General features: G+C 56.9%; 12 protein-coding genes and 2 tRNA genes. 7 read left to right on the forward strand and 7 right to left on the reverse strand.

The annotated features are described in order from the left end of the window. Window positions 1–24 precede the first annotated feature (24 nt). Window positions 25–6,132, reverse strand: coding sequence for a yersiniabactin non-ribosomal peptide synthetase HMWP2 (gene irp2, locus ACOTXL_RS05690; protein WP_040210963.1), 6,108 nt, complete (start codon window positions 6,130–6,132; stop codon window positions 25–27). Between the two features lie 190 nt (window positions 6,133–6,322). Further along, entirely contained in the window at window positions 6,323–7,282 is a 960-nt protein-coding gene (gene ybtA, locus ACOTXL_RS05695) for a yersiniabactin transcriptional regulator YbtA (protein ID WP_000140406.1), read from the reverse strand. 256 nt (window positions 7,283–7,538) lie between these two features. Here ybtA and ybtP point away from each other — a divergent pair, with 256 nt between their 5' ends. The 4 genes from ybtP to ybtS are packed head-to-tail and all read left to right on the forward strand — an operon-like array spanning window position 7,539 to window position 13,645. Then, the gene (gene ybtP / locus ACOTXL_RS05700) at window positions 7,539–9,251 is read left to right on the forward strand and encodes a yersiniabactin ABC transporter ATP-binding/permease protein YbtP (protein WP_001327262.1); all 1,713 of its coding nucleotides are present in this window, start codon (window positions 7,539–7,541) and stop codon (window positions 9,249–9,251) included. Next, entirely contained in the window at window positions 9,238–11,040 is a 1,803-nt protein-coding gene (gene ybtQ, locus ACOTXL_RS05705; RefSeq protein ID WP_040210958.1) for a yersiniabactin ABC transporter ATP-binding/permease protein YbtQ, read from the forward strand. Before ybtP ends, ybtQ begins: the two co-directional genes overlap by 14 nt. Further along, on the forward strand, window positions 11,033–12,313 hold the full coding sequence (gene ybtX, locus ACOTXL_RS05710) for a yersiniabactin-associated zinc MFS transporter YbtX (protein ID WP_001593428.1): 1,281 nt from the start codon (window positions 11,033–11,035) through the stop codon (window positions 12,311–12,313). The genes ybtQ and ybtX overlap by 8 nt, the downstream gene beginning before the upstream one ends. A 27-nt stretch (window positions 12,314–12,340) precedes the next feature. Continuing rightward, window positions 12,341–13,645 (forward strand): yersiniabactin biosynthesis salicylate synthase Irp9/YbtS, encoded by a 1,305-nt coding sequence (gene ybtS, locus ACOTXL_RS05715; protein WP_000703034.1) that lies wholly within the window; start codon window positions 12,341–12,343, stop codon window positions 13,643–13,645. Between the two features lie 193 nt (window positions 13,646–13,838). Here ybtS and ACOTXL_RS05720 read toward each other — a convergent pair whose 3' ends face one another. Together ACOTXL_RS05720 and ACOTXL_RS05725 are read right to left on the reverse strand one after the other, a co-directional pair. After that, the gene (locus ACOTXL_RS05720; protein WP_001593427.1) at window positions 13,839–15,101 is read right to left on the reverse strand and encodes a tyrosine-type recombinase/integrase; all 1,263 of its coding nucleotides are present in this window, start codon (window positions 15,099–15,101) and stop codon (window positions 13,839–13,841) included. A gap of 161 nt (window positions 15,102–15,262) precedes the next feature. Further along, window positions 15,263–15,338: transfer RNA gene (locus ACOTXL_RS05725), tRNA-Asn, on the reverse strand. A gap of 226 nt (window positions 15,339–15,564) precedes the next feature. On the opposite strand from ACOTXL_RS05725, the gene emmdR reads away from it, so the two are divergent. Then, window positions 15,565–16,983, forward strand: a complete 1,419-nt coding sequence (emmdR, locus tag ACOTXL_RS05730) for a multidrug efflux MATE transporter EmmdR (RefSeq protein ID WP_023324934.1) — start codon at window positions 15,565–15,567, stop codon at window positions 16,981–16,983. A 103-nt stretch (window positions 16,984–17,086) separates the two neighbouring features. Continuing rightward, window positions 17,087–17,162 (forward strand) — tRNA-Asn (locus ACOTXL_RS05735). Window positions 17,163–17,296: 134 nt separating this feature from the next. On the opposite strand, the gene ACOTXL_RS05740 is transcribed toward ACOTXL_RS05735, so the two are convergent. Both ACOTXL_RS05740 and shiA read right to left on the reverse strand, forming a co-directional pair. Continuing rightward, entirely contained in the window at window positions 17,297–18,751 is a 1,455-nt protein-coding gene (locus tag ACOTXL_RS05740) for an AMP nucleosidase (RefSeq protein ID WP_023324933.1), read from the reverse strand. A gap of 76 nt (window positions 18,752–18,827) precedes the next feature. Continuing rightward, window positions 18,828–20,144: a shikimate transporter gene (shiA, locus tag ACOTXL_RS05745; RefSeq protein WP_017383305.1), complete on the reverse strand. Its 1,317-nt coding sequence runs from the start codon at window positions 20,142–20,144 to the stop codon at window positions 18,828–18,830. 256 nt (window positions 20,145–20,400) lie between these two features. Here shiA and pagP point away from each other — a divergent pair, with 256 nt between their 5' ends. Then, window positions 20,401–20,976: a lipid IV(A) palmitoyltransferase PagP gene (gene pagP, locus ACOTXL_RS05750; RefSeq protein WP_003859516.1), complete on the forward strand. Its 576-nt coding sequence runs from the start codon at window positions 20,401–20,403 to the stop codon at window positions 20,974–20,976. Here pagP and ACOTXL_RS05755 read toward each other — a convergent pair. Further along, window positions 20,973–21,896, reverse strand: a complete 924-nt coding sequence (locus tag ACOTXL_RS05755) for an acyltransferase (protein WP_162184622.1) — start codon at window positions 21,894–21,896, stop codon at window positions 20,973–20,975. The genes pagP and ACOTXL_RS05755 overlap by 4 nt on opposite strands. Window positions 21,897–21,909: the final 13 nt, after the last annotated feature.

Here is a 21,909-nt window from a genome sequence, read left to right on the forward strand (position 1 = left end):
CGGGGAAAATCAGTTTGCTTCGCGCTAGATCCGCCGCTGACGACGGCGAACAGGGCGAGGTCGTTTTGTTTTCTCCACCGTGGCGACGCCGGCCAGATAATCGGCCAGGGCAGCAGGAGAAGGGTGGGTGAAGAGGTCAAGCAACGTCAGGGTGGAAAATTCGTGACGTTGTAACAAAACGTGCAGTTGCACCAGATTCAGCGACGTTGCGCCCGCCTCAAAGAAGTTTTCTGCGGGCGTGACAGACTCGCCAACCACCTCGCGGAAGGCGTCGCAAATCAGGCTGACGGTGCTCTCGTCCGCCGCAATGTGTGGCTGAGATTGCTCAGGGCATACGCGCGGTGAGCGCTCTGCGCATTGCCCTGCGTGTTTAACGGGAGGCACCAGCGCGGCGAGCGGCAGTTGCCAGCCGCTTTCATCCTCGGCCATTCGGTTTAGCAATGCGCAATACTGTTCAAACTGGCGCTCCACCTGCCCGGCAGGAAACAGCGCGGCGACAAAATCCCAGTTAAAGCGCAGTTCGCCTTCGGATTCATAAATCTGGTGATCGAGCCAGACCTGCGGCGTCTGGGAGATGCCCCAGACCGGTTTGAGCAGATTACGCCGGGCGAGGAAGTTATCCTGCTCAAAGCCCAGCGCGCTGGTAAAGACGACGGGCATCGGAACGGCAGGCACGTTTTGCTGTTGCGCCAGTTGACGCATCACGCGGATGGCTGACACATCGCGGTGGTTGAGGTTCTGGCTCAGCCGCTGCTGTAGTGACTGCGCGCTGTGCAGCCAGCTTTCGCCGGGATGCCAGCTCAGCAGCATCAGCGAGGTGAAATCGCCCAGAATCTGGTTGATTTGCGGGTGCAGCGGTCGCCTGTCGAAAAGCGTAAGGTTAAGCGTGAACTCAGGCTGTGCACTCCATGCAGAGAGAACCGTTGACCACACCGACAACAGTACGGCCGACGGGGTGAGATGGGCGTCAGCCGCCCGTTTTTTCAGCCGATGCCAGCGCGTGCTGTCCAGCGCGCCGTTCAGGCGGGCGAAGCGCGGTGTTTCAACCTCCTGAGGCAAGCAGCGCAGCGGCAACGCAGGCGCCGGAGGAATATCATCAAGCTGCGCCTGCCACCATGCCAGAGAATCTGGATTGGGCGACTGTAGCGAGGGTTGTTGCAGATAATCCCTGAAGGTGACGGGCAGCGGCGGAAGCAGCTGTTGCGGGTAGCGGTAGCCGTGCTCCAGCTCCGCCAGCAGGATCTGCATGCTCAGACCGTCAAGCAACAGGTTATCCAGACACAGCCACAGGCGGGCAGGCATCCCGTCCACGTATCCGACCTGGAGATCGAATACCGGCCACACTTCGGGGTTGAGTACCTGATGCGCCAGTTTTTCGCGCACCCGCAACGCCTCTTCAGGCGTATGGAGGGTGTGTGCGGGTATCACCCAGGGGGGCGTCTGTTCGAGCACCTGTTGCTGTCCATCACGCACGATGGCGCGCAGCATATCGTGGCGGGCGATTAATCGGTTCCAGACCGTCTCCAGCCGGGTGAGGTCCAGATCGGCAATTTCAAATTCAACAAAGAAATGTGAGCCGACGCCGCCCAGGGCAAAGCCCGGCTGACGCCCCACCAGGTAAGCCTGCTGCACGTCGGTAAGCGCAAAGGGCTGGTAGCGATCTTCAGGGGAGTGGACGAATGGTTGTTCGACCGGGACGTCGGTTTTCCGCAGCGTGGCGGCAAAATCCGCCAGCCGGGGATGATTAAACAGGTCGCTTAATTGCGCTTCATAACCTGCCTGATGAAGTTGCCCGGTCAGACGGGTCGCCAGCAGGCTATCGCCGCCTTGCTGGAAGAAGTCGGTTTCTCTGGTGACATTGCCAGTTGATAAGAGTTGCTGCCAGAGGGCGGCAACCTGTTTTTCAATGTCGCCCTGGGGTAAATCCGCTTCGGCCGGGTTTTCCGCTTCAGGGGTATGACGACGCTTCAGCGCCTGGTAGTCAATTTTCCCATTAGCCGTCAGCGGTAAGGCGTCGAGGAAGACGATCCGTTGCGGCACCATCCACCCCGGCAGACGTCCAGCGAGGGCGGCCTGAAGTTGACGGGGATCGCGGCGCACCTGCCTGTCAGGACATTGTACGAGGAAGCGTTGTAACCCCGCGACCTCATCGCCATGCTGACAGTTGAAGGCGGCCGCGCTAAATAATGCCGCCCAGTCGGCGCTGTTATGCAGCAAGGCCTCCGGCTGCCCATTGGTTAACAGGAGCGTGCTGAGCAGGGCGGACGGCGTTAACTGGCGAAACTCCATCACGTAGAGCAGCGCGCCGGGAACGGCAAGCTGTTGTAATGTCGCAAGAAGCCCGGGATCTTCCGGCAGCAGACGATGCAGGGCGTTATTAAGCCAGATAATGTCCGCCGAGTGAGCGTGCGCCGCCAGCGTGTCTGCATTCCAGAGGGACAGACGGGCGCCAGGCCAGGGGGCGAGCCTCTGCCGGGCGCTCAGCAGCATCTCCTGGCTCTGCTCAAGCCCGACATACTCAATCTGTCCGGCGTTGAGCTGTGCTAACAGCGATTCTGCGGCGCGGCCAGTGCGGGTTCCCACCTCAAGCAGGCGTATCGGGCGCTGTAAGCGCTGTGCAAGCTGTTGGCAAATTGTCGCCAGTTCCTGAATATACGGGGCGCTGGCCGGATGGTTAAAGGCCAGGCTTTCCGGCGACCACTGCGCGTCGTTCAGTAACGACAGTTCGTTACGGGCACCGCGAAGAATTTGCGATAACGTTAAATCATGTCCGCTGAAGTGCGGGTGCTCATCCTCGCGTTCTTCACCAGCGCAGACCTGATAACCTTCAGCAGCGGGCTTCAGTCGCCGTTGTGTCACCAGAAATGCTAACCAGCGTTCCACCACGGCCTGCCAGCGCGGCTGGATAGCGAGTGAGTTCATCAGGGGGAGAGGATCGGCGCCAGCGGTGTGACCCGGCTTCAGTTTTAGCAGGCGATGCTGAAGGAAATCGGCTACCTGTTCTGCGGAGATCTCTGGCGAGATGGCGCAACAGGGCAACGTTCCCGCAAGCGTGTGCCACGCCTGCGGCAGTGCCGGGTTCCGATGATCGGTAATGCAAAAAGCCTCGCCTTGAGGAACAACGTATGCCGCCAGCGTTTTTTCTTTTTCGCCGATCGCCAGAACGGTTGCTTGTTTCACCCCCGCCAGCTGGCTGAGCGCGCTTTCGATTTCGCCCAGCTCGATGCGATATCCTCCGACTTTGACCTGCTTGTCGCGACGACCGAGGAACTCGATTGTGCCATCTGGCCAGTAGCAGCCGAGATCGCCGGTGCGATACCAGCGCTCGTCCGGGAGCGTCAAAAATTGCTGCTCGCTACGCAGGGGATCGTTGAAATAGCCTTCCGCGACCCCAATGCCGCCAATCCATAATTCACCCGGCACCCAGTCAGGGCAGTCCCGGCCCTGTTCATCCACCACCCGGTAGCGTTGGTTGGTTAGCGGAAAACCGTAAGGGATGGAACGCCAGTGGGCGGGGACGTCGTGAATTTCGCAGGCGTTAGACCAGATAGACGCCTCGGTGGCGCCGCCCATCGCGATAAATTGTCCTTGTGGCCGGAAGGCCCGATAACGGGCGGGGAGGTCAAGCCCGATCCAGTCGCCGGAAAGCATCACTGCGTGCAGGTTTTCCGGCGTGGCGTCGGCGAAACCTTCACACCAGGTCAGCAGCATATCGAACAGCGCCGGGACGCTGTTCCAGAGCGTGACCTGATGGCGCTGGATCAGCTCACACCATGCGTGAGGATCGCGCCGTTGATTTTCCATCACCATCACCAGCGCGCCGCCCGCGCGCAGTACGCCAAAAATGTCGTAAACCGATAAATCAAAATGTAGGGCGGAGAGGGCCAGCACCCTGTCATGCGGGCCAACCTGATAGCGGGTATTGATATCGCAACAGGTGTTAAGCGCTCCCCGGTGAGAAATGACTACCCCTTTCGGCGTACCGGTAGAGCCGGAGGTGTAGATAATGTAGGCCGGTTGCGTGGGGGCGCGTACTACCGGGTTGGCGATCGGCTCCGCCTCAATGGCCTGCTGCCAGGCAAGGACGGGAATATCGTCTGACCCGGCGCTGGCGTCGTGCTGACAAATGAGCACCAGCCGGACGCTGGCGTCAGCGTAGATTTTCTCGCGCCGTGCGGCAGGCTGATCCAGCGAAACCGGAACGTAAACCGCCCCGGCCAGCAGGACGGCCAGAACCGCAACAAGTTGTCCTGCGCCTTTCGACATCGTGATAGCCACATTATCGCCGGGCTGAACCCCGCACTCGATTAACCTGCCCGCGCAACGGCGGGCATAGTCTGTCAGCTCATGATAATTCCACTGATAACGCATGTCCGTTACCGCCAGCGCCTGCGGCTGTTGCAGAGCGATACGGAAAATGCCTTCATGCAGCAAGCCTTCGGGAATGGGGGCGCCGGTGGCGTTGACCCGTTCGCGTATCGCGCGCTGGCTGGCGGGCATCATATCTGCGAACGGCTTTTGCCAGGCGCTTTCGTCATCGCAGAGTTGGTTAATCAACTGGCAGTAGGCGTCGAACAATGTTTCGACTAACGCCGGAGGGAACAGCGCGTCGTTGCTGTCCCATTGTAGCCAGACCTCGCCGTGATGCTCGAACGCCAGATGATCTATCCAGACCTGCGGCGTTTGCGAGATGCCCCATTCCGGCTCGCCCAACGGCGATTCTGCGCGGCTGCTGTAGAGGGAACGCCCCAGATTGCTGGTAAATACCACCGGGGCGCCGTGGGGGTAGCGCTGCTGGCGTTTGAGTTCACGGAGTAATTCGACGCCGGACCAGTGGCGATGCTCCCAGTCCTCCGTAAACGTGAGCTGGTTTTTACGCGCCAGGTTGCTGACGGTATCGCCATCGCAGGCGGTATCCAGCAGAAGAATATTGGTGAAGTCGGCAAGCATCGCGCCAACCGCCGGGTGCAGCGGCTGGCGGTCGAATAAGGTGATGTTAAGCAGCAGACGCGTCAGGCCGCCCCAGCGAGCCAGCACGGCAGAAAAACAGGTCGCCAGCGCCATTGTCGGCGTCACGCCATACTCGCCGGCCCGGTTGCTAAAGGCGTGCCAGCGTGTTGCCGGGACAATCATGCGGCGTCGGGTATTACGGACTTCACGTAGCGTGGCGGGTTCGCAGGCCAGCGGCAAGACGGGCGCGGGGGGAAGCGTCGATGCTTTCGCCAGCCAGTAAGCGCGCGCGTCGTCTCTCAGTGGTTGATTGATCTTCTGCTGGTGCAGCAAATACGAGCGGAAATCATAGCGGGTGTCGATAGCCGGCAGCGATTCTCCGGCCAGCAGGGCGTTAAGCTCATCGAAGAAAAGCGTAAAGCTGGAGGCATCCATAATCAGCAGGTCAATATTGACATGGAGGCGGTGGCGATTGTCCGGCAAGAGCGTCAGCTGAAAATCAAACGTTTCGCCGATTTCCACGCGTAAAAGACGGTGGCTCAGGCGCTGGCGCAGTGCGTCCAGATAGGCCTGGCGGCTTTCAGCGTCGTTATGGCGTAAATCATGAACGGTGACGCCGTTCCAGTAAGGTTGCGGTAGCCAGACCTGCTGCCCGTCGGGGCGAAAGGCGATATGCAGCATTGGGTGGCGTTGCAGCAAGGTCGTGATGGCCTGCTCCAGCTGCGACGCCGTCAGACAATGGCCTTCAAACTCCTGATACAGGTGGCAACCCACGCCGCCAAGCTTCTGCCCCGGCATGCGGCCCGTCAGGTAGGCGTGCTGTACTGGCGTCAATGGGAAGGGGGTACTTTCGGTCATGTTCGGCCAGGATGATTCGTCGGGCGGCGTTTCTTCTTCCGCGTTCTCAGGCGACCGGCTGAGCATTAACTGGTTCCATGCCGCCAGCGTGGGGGCGGCATACAGCTCGCGAAGGGTAAGGCGGTAGCCATTTTTACGAAACCAGTGTAACCATCTCATCAATCTTATGGAATCCAGGCCGGCCTGGATCAGGTTGCTCTCTTCATGTAACTGCTGCGGCGTTAAATTCAGTTCCTGTATGAGCCGCTCGCGTAATTGTTGGTAATCAGCCGCGTGGCGGTTGTCCGGTAACAGCGAATCCTGAGATGGTGCGCCAGAAATCATTCTTCCTCCTGATGGCACGTCTTACCGAAAAGCATTGCTCATATGAGAATAATAATTATTAACAATTGGATGCTACCCGAAACGGGTTTATTTATGCCCGTTTCGGGTTGGTAACAGGCGGAAAGAACAGAGGCCCGGATGGGGTATCCGGGCCTCTGTCAGGGAGGAGTTTAGGGGGGCGCGACCCCGGTTACATCACGCGTTTAAAGGTCGAAGGGGTTACGCCAAACTGTTTCTGGAAGGCGGCAGAGAAATGGCTGGCGTTGGCATAGCCCAGATCGGCCGCCACCGTCATGACGGAGGTATTGCCGTTGGCCAGGCGTCTTCTGGCTTCCTGCATTCGTTCAGCCTGAAACAGGCCATAGACGCTGTTGTTGAACAGAACGCGGAAGCCTCGCTTAATTTTGAGAACGCTCAGACCGGACTCTCTGGCCAGCTCCGCGACGCCCGGCGCTTGCGTCAGATCAGCCAGCAGCAGATCCTTCGCCCGCAGCAGTTTCTGGCGTTCCATCGGGTTGAAGTGGCAGGAGAGGCAACTGGCGTCTTCGCGATGTTCATCCAGCACCAGACTGAGCATGACCAGACTTTGCCCCTGCAACCATAGCGTCGACGGCTTTTGTTCATGACTGAAGCCGCCGTGCATGCGCATCAGCGCGTGACGCAAGGCCTGAGCCGTTAAGTGGGTTTCAGCATTACAACGCTGCTGCTGGCAACAGCAGTGGGAGTCGATCTTATTCTTAATGACCGCGCTAATATCCGGCACCCACAGCGCGAGGGTTTCAGGGCTGAAGGAGAGGGTAATGCTCTCGAATCGGCCACAATAGGAGGCGCTGCCGCGACAGTCTGGCGTATGGGTAATGTAATGGCGATTGCGCGCAAGCTCCCAGTCGGTGTGGCGCCGGAGTCCCTGAATCGCAAAGCGCGATGTGCCTTCCAGGATGCACGAGAAGTTAATCCTGCCCAGATCGTCGTGTAGCTGCAACGTCTCAGGCCGCGCAAAATGGCCCCTCCAGAGCAAAATATCCATACCTTCCTGCAACGAACAGCGCAGCAGTTCACACTGAGCAGGAATATTGCCATCGTTTGCAGGTTTCCCGACCACCAACTGGTGAATAGAGATTTCAGATTGCGTTTGCGGTGACTCCGTCATGACCTGGTTATCTCCCTGTGGCTTAGACCAATGCGGGTATAAATAGAACCGAATGGGGTAGATGAGTTATTGATAATGGTTATTATTCACATTAATTCTCAGAACGCCACCCTGAATTGTCGTTTTTGGCGTCCGTAAAAATTCATCAGGAAATTCAGTTACTCCCATGTCATCTCAATCATCCAATACTGAATCGCTGTCCCGATTTCCTCTCTGGCAGGTGATTACACCGGTTCGCAGGAAGGTTATTTTAGCTATGGCGCTGGCGGGGCTGGCGGCATTAACCAGCCTGGGGGCGCTCCTTTTTCTGGCGTGGAGCCTGCGTGACATTCGCGCGACGCCTGACGCTATTCCGGCCTGGCCGCTGGGCGGCGTGATCGGCTGCGTGGTCTTAACTTTTGTTCTGCGCTTACAGGCGTTCAACACCTCTCATTACGCGGCTTTTCATCTGGAGAACATTCTGCGCAGCAGGTTAGCCCGTAAAGCATTGCAGCTTCCGCCTGGCGTGTTACAGCAAATGGGCAGCGGGTCAGTGGCGAAAGTGATGCTGGATGACGTGAAGTCGTTACATATTTTTGTGGCCGACAGCACGCCGCTCTATGCCCGCGCGATCATCATGCCGCTGGCGACAATCGTTATCTTGTTCTGGCTGGACTGGCGGCTGGCAATCGCGACGCTGGGGGTACTGGCGTTTGGATCGGTTGTTCTCGTGCTCGCCCGCCAGCGTTCGGAAGATATGGCTCAGCGTTATCATAAGGCGCGCGAGCAGGTTAGCGCGGCGGTGATTGAGTTCGTGCAGGCCATGCCCGTGGTGAGAACGTTTGATAGCGGCAGCACCAGTTTTTTGCGCTATCAACGCGCCCTTGAAGAGTGGGTCGATGTGCTCAAAACCTGGTATCGCAAAGCCGGTTTTTCAGCGCGTTTTTCCTTCTCGATTCTGAATCCTCTCCCGACCCTGTTTGTCCTGATCTGGTCGGGATACGGCCTGCTGCACTATGGCAGTTTCGATTTTATCGCGTGGGTGGCCGTTTTACTGCTGGGCAGCGGAATGGCCGAAGCCGTAATGCCAATGATGATGCTCAATAACCTGGTCGCGCAAACGCGTTTAAGCATTCAGCGTATTTATCAGGTTCTCGCGATGCCGGAGTTATCGCTGCCGCAGTCTGACCAGCAGCCGCAAGAGGCGAGCATTACCTTTGAGCAGGTGAGCTTTCATTATCCGCAAGCGCGTACTGGCGCCGCGTTGCAGGAGGTGAGCTTTCATGTGCCTGCCGGGCAAATTGTGGCGCTGGTCGGGCCAAGCGGCGCCGGAAAAAGCACCGTGGCGCGCTTGCTGCTGCGTTACGCCGACCCGGACAAAGGCCATATCCGTATTGGAGGCGTGGATCTGCGTGATATGCAGACGGACACCCTGATGAAGCAACTCTCGTTTGTGTTTCAGGACAACTTCCTTTTTGCCGACACGATAGCCAATAACATTCGTCTGGGCGCGCCGGATACGCCGCTGGAGGCGGTAATAGCGGCGGCCAGAGTGGCGCAGGCCCATGATTTTATTAGCGCTCTGCCAGAAGGTTACAACACACGAGTCGGGGAACGTGGGGTATTTCTCTCCGGCGGCCAGCGGCAGCGCATTACTATCGCCCGGGCGCTTTTGCAGGATCGCCCCATCCTGGTGCTCGATGAGGCGACGGCGTTTGCTGACCCGGAAAACGAAGCGGCGCTTATCAAGGCGCTCGCGGCGGCCATGCGTGGCCGGACGGTCATCATGGTCGCGCATCGTCTCTCAATGGTGACTCAGGCCGATGTGATATTGCTGTTTTCCGACGGACAGCTCAGGGAAATGGGGAACCATACGCAACTGTTGGCGCAGGGCGGCCTGTATCAACGGCTCTGGCAACACTATCAGCAGGCGCAGCATTGGGTGCCGGGTGGAACACAGGAAGAGGTGGTGGAAAATGAAAGACAATAATCCTGCGGATAACCTGGCCTGGCGCGTCAACTGGCGCCAGCTTATCTCCAGCGTTGGCAGTCAGGCCAGGATGCTGCGACGCAGTATGCTGGCGCTGTTGCTGGCGGCATTCATGCAGGGGATCGCCTTTGCCTGTCTTTATCCGATCATTGATGCGCTGTTACGGGGAGACGCGCCGCAACTTCTTAACTGGGCTATGGCCTTCAGCGTCGCCGCAATTGTGACGCTGGTGCTACGCTGGTATGGCCTGGGCTTTGAATACCGTGGTCATCTGGCGCAGGCCACCCATGAGTTGCGCCTGCGACTTGGCGAGCAGTTACGCCGCGTGCCGCTGGAGAAGCTCCAGCGCGGCAGGGCGGGTGAAATGAACGCCTTGCTGCTGGGCAGCGTGGATGAAAACCTCAATTATGTTATTGCGATAGCCAATATTTTGCTGCTCACCATTGTCACGCCGCTGACGGCGTCGCTGGCGACATTGTGGATAGACTGGCGGCTGGGGCTGGTGATGTTGCTGATCTTCCCTCTGCTGGTGCCGTTTTATTACTGGCGCCGCCCGGCGATGCGGCGACAAATGCAGACGCTGGGGGAAGCGCACCAGCGTCTGAGCGGCGATATCGTTGAATTTGCTCAGGGGATGATGGTATTGCGCACCTGCGGCAGCGATGCCGATAAAAGCCGGGCGCTGCTGGCGCATTTCAATGCGCTGGAAAACTTACAGACCCGCACTCACCGTCAGGGCGCTGGCGCGACGATGCTGATCGCCAGCGTCGTGGAGTTGGGCCTACAGGTGGTGGTGTTATCCGGGATCGTCTGGGTAGTGACGGGCACTCTGAACCTCGCCTTTTTGATTGCCGCCGTCGCGATGATTATGCGCTTCGCAGAACCGATGGCGATGTTTATCAGCTACACCTCGGTTGTGGAACTGATCGCCAGCGCCCTGCAACGGATTGAGCGGTTTATGGCGATAGCACCGCTTCCCGTCGCAGAGCAAAGCGAGATGCCGGAACGTTACGATATCCGCTTTGACAACGTCAGCTATCGCTACGAAGAAGGCGACGGCCACGCGCTTAATCATGTTTCTTTGACGTTCCCGGCAGCCAGTATGAGCGCGCTGGTGGGTGCCTCCGGCGCAGGCAAAACTACGGTCACCAAACTGTTAATGCGCTATGCCGATCCGCAGCAAGGGCAGATTTCTATTGGCGGCGTCGATATTCGCCGCCTGACGCCGGAACAGCTCAATAGCCTGATTTCTGTTGTTTTCCAGGATGTCTGGCTGTTTGATGACACGCTGCTGGCGAATATCCGTATCGCGCGCCCACAGGCGACGCGGCAGGAGGTAGAAGAGGCCGCCCGCGCGGCGCAGTGCCTTGAGTTTATTTCCCGTCTTCCGCAAGGCTGGCTGACGCCAATGGGAGAGATGGGCGGCCAGCTATCGGGCGGCGAGCGCCAGCGGATTTCCATTGCCAGAGCGTTATTGAAAAACGCGCCGGTCGTCATTCTCGATGAACCGACTGCCGCGCTGGATATTGAAAGCGAGCTGGCGGTGCAAAAAGCGATCGATAACCTGGTTCACAACCGGACGGTGATTATCATCGCTCACCGTTTATCCACCATCGCCGGGGCCGGAAACATTCTGGTGATAGAAGAGGGACAGGTGGTTGAGCAGGGTACTCATGCGCAATTGCTCTCACATCATGGACGTTATCAGGCGCTGTGGCAGGCGCAAATGGCCGCGCACGTGTGGCGCGACGACGGGGTTTCCGCGTCTGGAGAGTGGGTGCATGAGTGATGTTCAGTCGAATGTGAAACCGCTGACGTTGACGACCGGGCGGGTGATTTTTGCTATTGCCGGCGTCTATGTGACGCAGAGTCTGGTATCGGCGCTGTCTATGCAGTCCTTACCCGCGCTGGTGCGCGCTGCTGGCGGATCGCTGGCGCTTGCCGGTGCGACAACCCTGTTCATGCTGCCCTGGGCGCTGAAGTTTATTTGGGCGCCGTGGATCGAACGCTGGCGGCTTCCGCCCGGTAGCCAGGAACGCCGTTCGCGGATGTTAATCCTGCGTGGTCAGGTCGCGCTAGCGGCGATCCTGATGATTGCCGCAGCGATTGGCTGGTTTGGGCGAGAAGGAGGATTTCCCGATACGCAAATCGTCGCGTTATTTGTTCTGTTTATGGTGGCAGGCACGGTCGCTTCCACCATTGATATCGCCAGCGACGGCTTTTGCGTCGATCAACTGACTCGCGCGGGTTACGGCTGGGGAAACAGCGTGCAGGTCGGCGGCAGCTATCTGGGAATGATGTGCGGCGGCGGGGTGTTCCTGATGTTGTCGGCAGCATCCGGCTGGCCTGTCGCCATGCTGATGATGGCGATGCTGATGATGGCGCTGTCATTCCCGCTGTGGCGCATTACGGAGCCGACGCGAACAGCGCCTATCCCGCATGTTCCGGCGTTAGGTTATGCGCTAAGGAGGAAGCAGGCGCGCCTGGGCTTACTGCTGGTATTAATGCTGAATTCAGGCATGCGGTTTGTGCTGCCTCTTCTGGCGCCGCTGTTGTTGGATCATGGGTTGAGCATGTCTGCGTTGGGCGCGCTGTTCAGCGGCGGCAATATTGCAGCGGGCATAGCAGGAACGCTGGCCGGCGGATTACTGATGAAATACACCTCACCCGGCAGAGCGCTGTTGACGGCTTATGGCGTCCAGGGGATCGCGCTGCTGGCGGTGGTGATGACGTTCATGATGGCGCCGGGTCATCTGTTGCTGCCGATTCTCCAGTGTCTGGTCATTGTCCAGTCCATTTCGCTGGCCTGCGCGCTGGTCTGTCTTTACGCCACGCTGATGTCGCTTTCATCGCCTTTGCAGGCCGGTGTCGACTTCACCCTCTTTCAATGTACTGACGCGGCAATCGCCATCCTGGCTGGTGTTATCGGCGGCGTTGTTGCTCAACATTTTGGCTATGCGGCCTGCTTCCTGTTTGCCGGGGTATTCACGTTGCTGGCGGCGTGGGTTGCTTATATCCGGCTGCATTCGGCAAGAGAACTGATGACAAGCGCAATTGATTGATCCGGGAATAACACAGAGAGGTAAGGGATGAAAATCAGTGAATTTTTACACCTGGCGTTACCAGAGGAACAATGGCTGCCGACGATTTCTGGCGTTTTACGCCAGTTCGCAGAAGAAGAGTGTTATGTCTATGAGCGTCAACCCTGTTGGTATTTAGGCAAAGGGTGCCTGGCACGGTTGCACATTAATGCCGACGGAACGCAGGCGACATTTATTGATGATGCCGGGGAGCAACAATGGGCGGTGGATTCCATTACCGACTGCGCGCGTCGTTTTATGGCACATCCTCAGGTCAAAGGACGTCGGGTTTATGGACAGGTTGGGTTCAACTTTGCGGCGCATGCGCGGGGGATTGCCTTTAACGCCGGGGAGTGGCCGCTGCTGACGTTAACCGTTCCCCGTGAAGAACTTATTTTTGAAAAGGGAAATGTCACCGTTTATGCGGACTCCGCCGACGGGGGCCGACGTTTGTGTGAGTGGGTAAAAGAGGCCAGTACAACGACGCAGAACGCACCACTGGCGGTGGATACCGCCCTCAATGGCGAGGCGTATAAACAACAGGTTGCACGCGCCGTTGCGGAGATCCGCCGTGGCGAGTATGTCAAAGTGATTGTCTCGCGCGCTATTCCCCTGCCATCGCGGATTGATATGCCCGCCACGCTGTTATACGGGCGGCAGGCAAATACACCTGTGCGCTCGTTTATGTTCCGTCAGGAAGGACGCGAAGCGCTGGGCTTTAGCCCGGAACTGGTGATGTCAGTGACGGGCAATAAAGTGGTCACTGAACCGCTTGCGGGCACCCGCGATCGCATGGGAAACCCGGAGCATAATAAGGCGAAAGAGGCAGAACTGCTGCACGACAGTAAAGAGGTGCTTGAGCATATCCTTTCTGTCAAAGAAGCGATTGCTGAACTGGAGGCCGTTTGCCTGCCGGGCAGCGTGGTGGTTGAAGATTTAATGTCGGTTCGCCAGCGTGGCAGCGTTCAGCATCTGGGGTCCGGCGTGAGCGGTCAGCTTGCGGAAAACAAGGATGCCTGGGATGCGTTTACCGTGCTGTTTCCGTCGATTACCGCCTCAGGTATCCCTAAAAACGCTGCCCTGAACGCGATTATGCAAATTGAGAAGACGCCGCGAGAGCTCTATTCCGGCGCAATTCTGCTGCTGGACGATATGCGCTTCGATGCGGCGCTAGTTCTGCGTTCCGTATTTCAGGACAGCCAGCGCTGCTGGATACAAGCGGGGGCGGGAATCATCGCGCAATCTACACCGGAACGCGAACTGACGGAAACCCGGGAGAAATTAGCGAGCATTGCGCCCTATTTAATGGTGTAGGAGTAACTGTTTTCTAACCTCACAACCAGACTGTCCAAAGACAATTGAGTCGCTCTTTGATTCCTCTGTGACTCTATTGTCTTCTTTTTGGATAAAATAGGTGTTTTTCGTCATGAAGTTGATAAAAGTCTATATAGAACCACCTCCTGTAGAGGTGGTGGTAATTTGCCAGAGTGTGGGATTCGTTAGTATACTATGGGATAAACTTATTTTTACCAATTGTATAAGGCGGTGCATAAGATTCTCGGCATGCTTCCAGATAATCCGACCACCACTGCATCATCGCTTTGCGGGCTTCTAGGTGCTCTGCCTTATGAATATAAGCCATGCGCACGGTATTGCGCTCCTGATGACTCATCTGGCGTTCTACTGCGTCCTTTGCCCATAAACCCGATTCCATCAGCGCACTGCATGCCATTGCCCGGAAGCCGTGACCGCAGATATCCTTTTTCGTGTCGTAACCCATCACCCGCAGTGCCTTATTGACCGTGTTTTCACACATTGGCTTATACGGGTTATGGTCGCCGGGGAAGATCAGTTCATTATTACCGGTGATATCCTTAATCTGTTTCAGAATGGCGATGGACTGTTCTGAGAGGGGGACGATATGCGGCATTCGCATTTTTGCCCCGCGGCCGGAATAACGCACTCCAATAATGGGTTCTCGCGTCGCGGGTATCGTCCAGACTCGGTTTGTGAAATCAATCTCTGACCAGCGGGCGAAACGCAGTTCACTGGAGCGAATGAACACATGCAGCATCAGCAGGACGGCCAACCGCGTCAGTTCACGGCCCTGATGATATGCCTCAATACGTTCAAGCAGTTCAGGCAGCCGCTCCAGTGGCAGGGCAGGATAGTGCCGTCTGACAGGAGGTGTGGTCACGCCGCCAAGATTTGCTGCCGGGTTCGTATCGATTAACCCCTGATGAACCGCATGGCGCATTATGTTACTCAGGTGCTGCCGCGTGCGGGACGCAACTTCCAGCAGACCTTTTTCCTCGATCCTTTTCAGCAGGTCAATGAAATGACGGGGTTTAAGTTCTGATACAGGCAGGTTGCCAATGACCGGAAAGATGTGATTGTTCATGCTGGCAAGCAGACGGTCAGCGGTGTTCTGCGACCATTTTCGGTTACTTTTATGCCACGCCAGCGCCACGTTTTTAAAAACTTTATCCGGTGTTCGTGAGCCACGTTCAGCAGCCCGCTGCTGTACCGGGTTGATATTCAGCGCCAGCATTTTACGGACACCTTCACGCTGCTGTCGCGCATCAGAGAGGGAGACGGCAGGATAGGCACCCAGCGCAATGCGCGATTCTTTACCGTTAATACGGTACTTGAGATACCAGTGACGTGAGCCACCCGGCTTGACCAGCAGATACAGACCGTGGGAATCGGAGACTTTAAAGGGTTTATCAGAAGGCTTGAGAGTGCGGATTTTCGCGTCGGTAAGGGACATATGGGGGTCGCTCCATTATCGAACTAACCTGACCCCAGATTTGACCACCAATTTTTCCCGATGCGGAGGGTAAAATCAAAATGCACCGGGAAGAGTTTTCACGCTAACCTGTTGAACCAACATCATATAATGATTCGCAAGGATGCATGAAAACAGCAAATTGGCTCCTCTGACTGGACTCGAACCAGTGACATACGGATTAACAGTCCGCCGTTCTACCGACTGAACTACAGAGGAATCGTTGTGGAGGCTTATCTTAGCGGCGAAAAAACTTTTGTCAAACCTGATCTCAGGCAAAAGCGTTTGTTTGATGATTCTGTCGTCATTTTGTTGTAAATCCAAACATAATTTTATGGAAAATACTTTGCAGGATACGCATTTCTGCCCCATCATTTGAAATGGAGTTTCAACTTTCTCGCTAAGGTCCATTTTGAACGTCACCGCACCCCTACGCCAGGCGATTATGCGCACGCCCTGGTATGCAAAACGTAAGAGTTATCGAGTTCTCTTCTGGCGTGAAATCACCCCCCTTGCTGTGCCTATTTTCCTGGAGAATACCTGCGTCCTGTTGATGGGCGTGCTGAGCACATTCCTGGTGAGCTGGCTCGGTAAAGAAGCTATGGCCGGGGTAGGGCTGGCGGATAGTTTCAATATGGTGGTGATGTCCTTCTTTGCCGCTATCGATCTCGGTACGACGGTGGTGGTGGCGTTTAGCCTGGGTAAGCTCGATCCGAAGCGTGCCCGCGAAGCGGCCAGACAGTCGCTGATGATCATGACCCTCTTTTCGATCATCCTTGCGGCGGTTATCCATTATTACGGCAAAGAAATTATCGACTTTGTCGCGGGAGAAGCGACCAGTGAGGTGAAGGATCTGGCTCTCACCTACCTGGAAATGACGGTGCTGAGTTATCCGGCGGCTGCCATCGCGCTGATTGGTAGCGGTGCGCTTCGTGGTGCAGGGAATACCAAAATCCCGCTGCTGATCAACGGCGGCATGAACATCCTGAACATCATTATCAGCAGCGTTTTGATTTATGGCGTCTTTTCCTGGGAGGGGCTGGGCTTTGTCGGCGCGGGTTTAGGACTGACCATTTCCCGCTATATTGGTGCGGCGGCGATAATCGGCGTACTGATGGCGGGAATTACGCCATCGCTGCGCCTGACGCTGAAAAGTTATTTCCGTCCGCTTAACTTCGCCATCATCTGGGAAGTGATGGGGATCGGGATTCCGGCCAGCATCGAATCCGTGTTGTTTAACGGCGGGAAACTGCTGACGCAGATGTTTGTTGCCGGGATGGGAACAGACGTCATCGCCGGCAACTTTATTGCCTTCTCCATTGCCTCACTCATTAACCTGCCGGGAAACGCGCTGGGGTCGGCGTCGACGATCATCACCGGCAGACGTCTCGGAAAGGGGCAGATAGGGCAGGCGGAACGGCAGCTTCGGCATGTCTTCTGGCTTTCAACCATTGGACTGACGGCGATTGCGTGGGGAACTGCGCCTTTTGCCGGGCTGATGGCCTCGTTCTATACGCATGAAAATGACGTGAAAGAGGTCGTGAAGGTGCTCATTTGGCTCAACGCGGCGTTTATGCCAATCTGGGCCGCGTCCTGGGTACTTCCTGCCGGGCTGAAAGGGGCGCGCGATGCCCGGTTTGCGATGTGGGTCTCCATGCTCGGCATGTGGGGCTGTCGCGTCGTGGCGGGCTACACGCTGGGGGTAATGTTAGGTATGGGCGTTGTCGGCGTCTGGCTGGGGATGTTCCTTGACTGGGCCGTGCGCGGCGCGCTGTTCTACTGGCGCATGGTGAGCGGGCGCTGGCTGTGGAAATATCCGCGAAAAAAACCGGAGCAGGAGGTTTCGGAAACGGCAAGTGCCTGACAAATGTGCGAAGTGGAGAATAAATCGGCAAACGATTGAAAATCTGCATTCACCCTTTGACATCCTCAGGGCGCATCGATAATATGCGCCCCGTTCACACGATTCCTCTGTAGTTCAGTCGGTAGAACGGCGGACTGTTAATCCGTATGTCACTGGTTCGAGTCCAGTCAGAGGAGCCAAATTTAAAAAGCCTGCTTTTAAAGCAGGCTTTTTGCTTTTCTGCGTTCGGTAAAATTGTCGGGTGGCGGCTTCGCCTTACCCGACCTACGAAATCCCAGGCCGGGTGAGTGGTATGCGTGATGTGTCCTTGTTATCAGCGGAACGGTGGCTCATTGAAGGTGCGCAGCTTGCGGGAATGCAGTTTGTCGCCCTCTGCACGCAGTAAATCGATGGCGCGAATACCAATCTGAAGGTGCTCTGAGATCGCCCCTTCGTAAAAACGGTTCGCCTGGCCCGGCAGTTTGATCTCGCCGTGCAGCGGTTTATCGGACACGCACAGCAGCGTGCCGTAAGGGACGCGGAAGCGGTAGCCCTGCGCGGCAATGGTGGCGCTTTCCATATCGATTGCGACCGCACGGCTGAGATTGAAACGCAGGGCGGAGGCGGAATAGCGCAGCTCCCAGTTACGATCGTCGGTGGTAACGACCGTACCGGTACGCAGGCGCTGTTTCACCTCTTCACCCGGCATGCCGCTCACCTCTTTGGTGGCGTCGTACAGAGCGCGCTGCACTTCCGCGATACTCGGGATAGGAATATCCGGCGGCAGAACCGCGTCAAGAACATGGTCGTCACGCAGATAAGCGTGGGCGAGGACGTAATCGCCAATCAGCTGGCTTTCACGTAGGCCGCCGCAGTGGCCGATCATCAGCCAGACGTCCGGGCGCAGTACCGCCAGATGGTCGCAGATGGTTTTCGCATTCGACGGGCCAACGCCGATGTTAATCAGCGTAATGCCCTGACCGTCGGCGGTGATCAGGTGCCAGGCGGGCATCTGGTGCTTTTTCCACGCCAGGTCGGAGATGGCCTCTTCCGGTGCTTCGGTTTCGGCGGTGATCCAGATCCCGCCCGCGCAGGAGAGGGCGACGTAAGGACTGTCCGGATCGAGGATCTGGCTACAGCCCCAGCGGACAAATTCGTCTACATAGCGGGTGTAGTTGGTAAACAGCACGAACGGCTGGAAATGTTCGGCTGGCGTGCCGGTGTAGTGGCGCAGGCGTGCCAGCGAGAAATCGACACGGCGGGCATCAAAGTGCGACAGCGGTGAAAACTCTGCCGGGTGATAGATCCCGTCCGCCGTCTCATCGCCAATCTGCGACAGCTCAGTGGTCGGGAAATGACGGGTCAGCCCTGCGCTCATGGAGCGATCCAGCGTCAGCGCTGAGCCGTCTATCACGTACGGGTAAGGGATCTCGTGCAGGGACGGCTCAACGCTGATATGCGCGCCGTAATCCTGATACAACAGGGTAAGCTGCTCTTCCAGGTAGGGGCGGAACAGCGCAGGTCGCGTGATGGTTGTGCTGTAACAGCCGGAGTGGGTGAAACGCGCATAGGCGCGGGTTTTCGGATTGCTGCTGGCGCTACCGTCCCAGGTGACAGAGAGCGATGGATAAACAAAAAGGCCCTGGGTTCTGGCCTTTTCATCGGGAAGTTTCCCTGTTTCGATATAGTCACTGATGGCGCTGCGCAGTGCATTGACGGACTGTTCATACAGCGCGTCGAGTTTTTCCAGTGCCTGAGCCGGGGTCAGGCTGGAGCCCTTATTATTCATGTCTGTCTCCTTGTTCCACAGGTGTGCGGCTTTACCCGATAGTATGTCACACGCCTGTGAAACAAAAGTGAGGAGATCAGCTATGCGCGGTTTCCTTCATCAACAGGGCGGTGGCAGCAGAAAGCAGGCAACCCGCCAGCAGATAAATCGCCACGCTATGCCAGTTACCGCCGGAGAACGTCACCAGCGCGGCGGCGATAAACGGCGTAAACCCGCCGCCGACCACGCTCGCCACCTGATATCCCACGCCCGCGCCGCTGTAGCGGTAGCTTGCGCCAAACAGCTCGGTGAACATTGGCTGCTGCACGCAGACCACCATGTCGTGAGCGATGTTCGCAAGCATGATCGCGAAGAAGACAATCCAGAAGACCGACTGTGCCTCCAGCGCCATAAAGAACGGCCAGGCGCTAAGTGTGCCTATGAGCGCCCCGGTGATATACACCCGTCGACGGCCAAAGCGATCCGCCAGCCAGGCGAAGCAGGGGATGGTCAGGCAGCTGATCCCGCCCACCACCAGGCCAATATTCAGGAACAATTCCCGCGGAAGGCCGAGGTTTTGCGTGGAATAGTTGAGGGCAAAGGCGGTGACGATATACATCGTCAGCAGTTCGCACAGGCGCAGGGCGATAATTTTCAGAAAAGCGCCAGGGTGCTGCACCAGCGCTTCCATCACCGGCAGCCGTTTTTTGGCGACCGGTTTTTCGCGCTGCTGCCGCTCAAACTCAGCCGACTCTTCCATGCCGTTACGGATCCACAGGGCCACCACGACCAGCACAATGCTGAAGATAAACGGAATACGCCAGCCCCAGCTCAGGAACTGCTCGTCTGTCGTGAGCTGGCTTATTAGCGACACCAGGCCCGTGGAGAGCAGCAGACCCACGCCATAACCTACCTGCACGCCGCTGCTGTAGAACGCTTTCTTGTTCTTCGGCGCGCTTTCCACGGACAGCAATGCCGCACCGCCCCATTCGCCGCCAACGGCAAAGCCCTGAATGGCGCGCAGCGTCACCAGCAACACCGGGGCCCACCAGCCAATCGATGCAAAGGAGGGCAAAATACCGATTAGCGCGGTGGCAATACCCATCATCCACACGGTGAGCATCAGCATACGTTTACGGCCAAGGCGATCGCCGAAGTGGCCGAAAATTATCCCGCCCAGCGGACGAAACAGAAAACCGACGCCGAAGGTGGCAAACGCAGCAAGCGTGCCCATGGCGGGGCTGATCTGGGGAAAGAATTCACGGTTAAAGACCAGCGCAGCGGTAATACCGTAGAGCAGAAAGTCATACCAGTCGACGACGGCGCCTGCGAAGCTACCTAAAGCGGCGCGGCGGGCGCGGTTAAGCGAAGGTGTCTCCTCGTTGCGGCGAGCGGAGATAAGGGTGGAGTCCATAGTTGTCCTGTCTGTACTGATTTTTAATTATTGGTATAAGAAAAGGTCACTCACATCACGGCCGTCATATTGGCGGAACGTATGAGACTACCGCGACACGCGGCCTGAGAAAACGTTTTTATCTTTCCTGAAAGCGCAGAATAAATAAATTTCATCTTATCGGGCGACAACATAAATCAGCCTGTTTGGCTCCGGTTAGGGCTGAATGGTTTACAGTAATAATGATCGCTGTATGACGTAAGCTGAGGGAATAACGATGCAACGCCTCTTTCCTGCACTGTGGGTAGTCCTGTTTTTAGTCGTATCTCCGCTGCATGCGGAGCCGAAAGTCTATGGCGAACAGCGTATTCATCGCTGGTGGGATGCAGTAACGGACGATATTGCGCAAACCTGGGAACAGCCGGATCGTTACGATCTCTACCTTCCGTTTTTGAGCTGGCATGCACGCTTCATGTATGACAAAGAGAAAACGGATAATTACAACGAAATGCCGTGGGGCGGGGGGCTGGGCGTGTCTCGCTACAACGACGAGGGCAACTGGAGCGCGCTGTTTGCCATGATGTTTAAAGATTCCCACAACGAGTGGCAGCCCGCGATGGGTTACGGCTGGGAGAAGGGGTGGTATCTGGATAACGCAAAAGATTTCCGTCTGGGGCTCGGGGCCGCCGCGGGGATCACCGCGCGCGACGACTTTGCCAACTATGTCCCGCTGCCTTTTATCTTCCCGCTTTTCTCTGCCGGATATAAGCGCGTCACCGTCCAGTTCACCTATATTCCCGGGACCTACAACAACGGCAACGTGCTGTTTGCCTGGCTGCGCCTGGGCTTTTAGAGGGTGATCACTTTTTTGGCCACTGTGTTGGACAGGATCAGCAGCGAAAACAGGACCGACGTAACAAACGTAAGCACAATCAGAGCAAGTTTGGTGCTCAGGGACGTCACCGGAATGAGCGCGGTCAGCAGGTGAAACACCGAGTAGTGCATGATATAGACCCCGGTCATCGTTTTGCTAATGGTGGCCAGCACGGACTCTTTAAACTCCGCATTGCGGCGAAACCGTACGCCATTTGCCGCAATCACCAGGGCAATAATCAGAATGTAAATTTGCGATCCGGTGAGGATAAAGGCGTTTCTGTCTGCTTTAAATAGCGCAAAAAAGAAGTGCCGTTCGTAAAACCATGTGAAGAGATAGATAAACGGTATCGCAATCACCGCGGCCCTGACCACGTTTTTGCGGCCGATCCACGCCGCGATCTGCGGATCGCAAAAGAGCTGGCCTGTCAGATAAAACAGCAGCCACGTCCACAGGCGATACTGCGGCGACAATGAAAGGACGTGGGCATCAGGATAGAGGGCCGACAGCAAATCGTACCCGTAAGAGAAAAGCAGCAGGGCGGTAATCACCCCGCAAAAGAGCATTCGTCGCTGGCTGAGCCGCTCCACCACCGGGTGAAACGTGTAAATCACGATAAACGCGAACACGAACCAGGGCTGGATCAGATATCCGCGCTGATAGGGTTCCCACAGGTAGTAAATCGTTACCCAGAACAGAAAGACGATCACCAGGCGTTTGATCTTATCCAGCTGCCAGCGCGTGCCGTGTCGGGATTGCCCGTCCAGATACCCTGCAACCACAAAAAACAACGGCGTGGCGATGGTCGAAATGAAGGTTAAAAAACCGAGGATCCAGTGATAGTCATAATCGTAATGATCCCAGGTGTTGTAGATGGTGAAAAAGGTAACCGCCGTCATACAGCCCAGCGTC

Origin of the sequence: Enterobacter cloacae complex sp. IR5402, assembly GCF_049238125.1 — a bacterium.
Taxonomy (GTDB): Bacteria; Pseudomonadota; Gammaproteobacteria; order Enterobacterales; family Enterobacteriaceae; genus Enterobacter; species Enterobacter hormaechei_C.